2 protein-coding genes and 1 pseudogene are annotated in these 1,732 nt (G+C 74.1%); 2 read left to right on the forward strand and 1 reads right to left on the reverse strand.

Annotated elements, in window-relative coordinates; all coding sequences use genetic code 11:
- Positions 1-278, reverse strand: a pseudogene (locus tag ACWJ6R_RS35885) (dihydrolipoamide succinyltransferase); the annotation flags it as partial.
- Positions 279-727: 449 nt separating this feature from the next.
- On the opposite strand from ACWJ6R_RS35885, the gene ACWJ6R_RS35890 reads away from it, so the two are divergent.
- On the forward strand, positions 728-1,174 hold the full coding sequence (locus ACWJ6R_RS35890; protein ID WP_449066470.1) for a hypothetical protein: 447 nt from the start codon (positions 728-730) through the stop codon (positions 1,172-1,174).
- Positions 1,174-1,611, forward strand: a complete 438-nt coding sequence (locus ACWJ6R_RS35895) for a MerR family transcriptional regulator (RefSeq protein WP_449066471.1) — start codon at positions 1,174-1,176, stop codon at positions 1,609-1,611. Before ACWJ6R_RS35890 ends, ACWJ6R_RS35895 begins: the two co-directional genes overlap by 1 nt.
- Positions 1,612-1,732 lie beyond the last annotated feature (121 nt).

Consider the following 1,732-nt stretch of genomic DNA (forward strand, 5'->3'; position numbering starts at 1 on the left):
GGGGACCGCCCCGGGCACGCGAAAGGCGTGGGGGGACGGGCGCCGGGGGCGCTCGCCAGGACCATGGGGCGGTGCTCGCGGGGCGCCGGTCCGGGAGCCGAGGAGGTCGGGGCGGACGGCACCGCCGTGGTCGAGGGAACCGGGGCGGGGGAGGGGGGAGCGGAGATCGCGGGTGGCGGAGGTTCGGCGCTGGAGACGGTGCCGGCGGGGGCGAGCACGCCCGTGTAGACGACGGCCGCCCCGGCCAGCGCGGTGGCGGCGACGGCGCCGACGCTCACCCGGGCCGGACGCCGATGCGCTCCCCGCCCTGTCGCCGTCCGCGACCGCAGGACGGCCGGGGCGGCGACGGCGGCTTCCTCACCTGGAGAATCTGACATGAGCACCTCGAGACCCGACGGGGACTGGGAGGTCTTCACCTTTGCCGCACCGTTGGAACGTTGCACACCAAGAGGACTTCTTGTAATCAGATGGTTACACGAGGTGCCGGGACGGGGGCGTCGGCGAGGCCCGCCAAGACCGCTCCGCCCGTGACCTGGGCCGCGAGCGTCCGGTGGACGGCCACGAGTGTCGAGCGCCCGGTTGCCGTCAGCCAAGACCCAACGGCCCTCGGCGTCCTCCTGGTGTCCTCCTGATGTCCTCGCTCGGTGACGAATCCGCCGGCAGGACTTGCATCCGGTACCCAGGTACAGCCTTACGGTCGGAGCACACCAACCGACGGGAGGCCGCCATGGCAGACCAGAGCACGGATGGCGGGTGCGCGTGCTGCGTCCCCATCCCGACCGCGACCGCGGCCGGCAGCGCATCCGAGATCACGGCAGTGCGGGCGCGGGATGACGTCGCGGCCGACGGGCCGGACATCGTGTGCACGCTGGGCGGCGGTGCGGAGGCGATGCGCGAGCGCCTCGCTCAGTGGCAGGCGGTGCTGGCCCCGGCCACCGGGCGTGCCCCGGTCGAGGGCGGGCTGCGGCTGACCTACGCCCACGACGCCGGCGTCGCACTCGAGCTGGCCCGGCTGGCGGCCGCCGAGTTCGCGTGCTGTTCGTTCTTCACCTTCACCCTGACCGTCGGCCCGGGCGGCACGGTGTTCACCGTGACCGCGCCGCAGGCCGCCGCCGAGCTGGTGACCGCGGTGTTCGGCACCACCGATGCCGCCGCTGCCCGGGAGAGCGTGTGATGGAGACCTTCTTCGACGGGTTGCACCTGCGCACCGGCCAGGTCGCCGAGCGGGCCGGGGTCAACATCCAGACCCTGCGTTACTACGAGCGCCGGGGGCTGATCGCCGAACCCGAGCGCAGTCCCGGCGGGCACCGGATCTACCCGCCCGAGGTCGTCGCCCTCCTCGGGGTCATCAAAGCCGCACAGCGGCTCGGCTTCACCCTGGACGAGGTCGCCGACCTCATCGACACCGGCCGGCGCGGCCACCCCAGTCCGGACCTGCAAGAGCGCGCCAAGGCCAAGCTCGCCGAAGTCGACGCGCGCATCGCCGACCTGAGGACCATCCGCACCGCCCTGGAGCAGGTGGTGGCCGCCCGTTGCGACAGCCTCACCCACTGCACCTGCGCCGACTGCCCGCTGCCGTTCGCCGACCTGGCCGAAGGAGATCCCCGATGACGCCGCCCGCCGACCGCCCCATCCCGCCCACGACCACCGCTCACCGCCCCGCAGGCCCGGACGACGCGCCCCCGACCCGTAGCAAGGTCGCCGCCGCGCTGGCGGTGCTGGCGTGCGCGGC

Source organism: Planomonospora algeriensis, from assembly GCF_977012225.1.

Coding starts and splice junctions, on each gene's coding strand:
- ACWJ6R_RS35890 (WP_449066470.1), top strand. CDS start 728: ATGGCAGACCAGAGCACGGATGGCGGGTGCGCGTGCTGCGTCCCCATC.
- ACWJ6R_RS35895 (WP_449066471.1), top strand. CDS start 1,174: ATGGAGACCTTCTTCGACGGGTTGCACCTGCGCACCGGCCAGGTCGCC.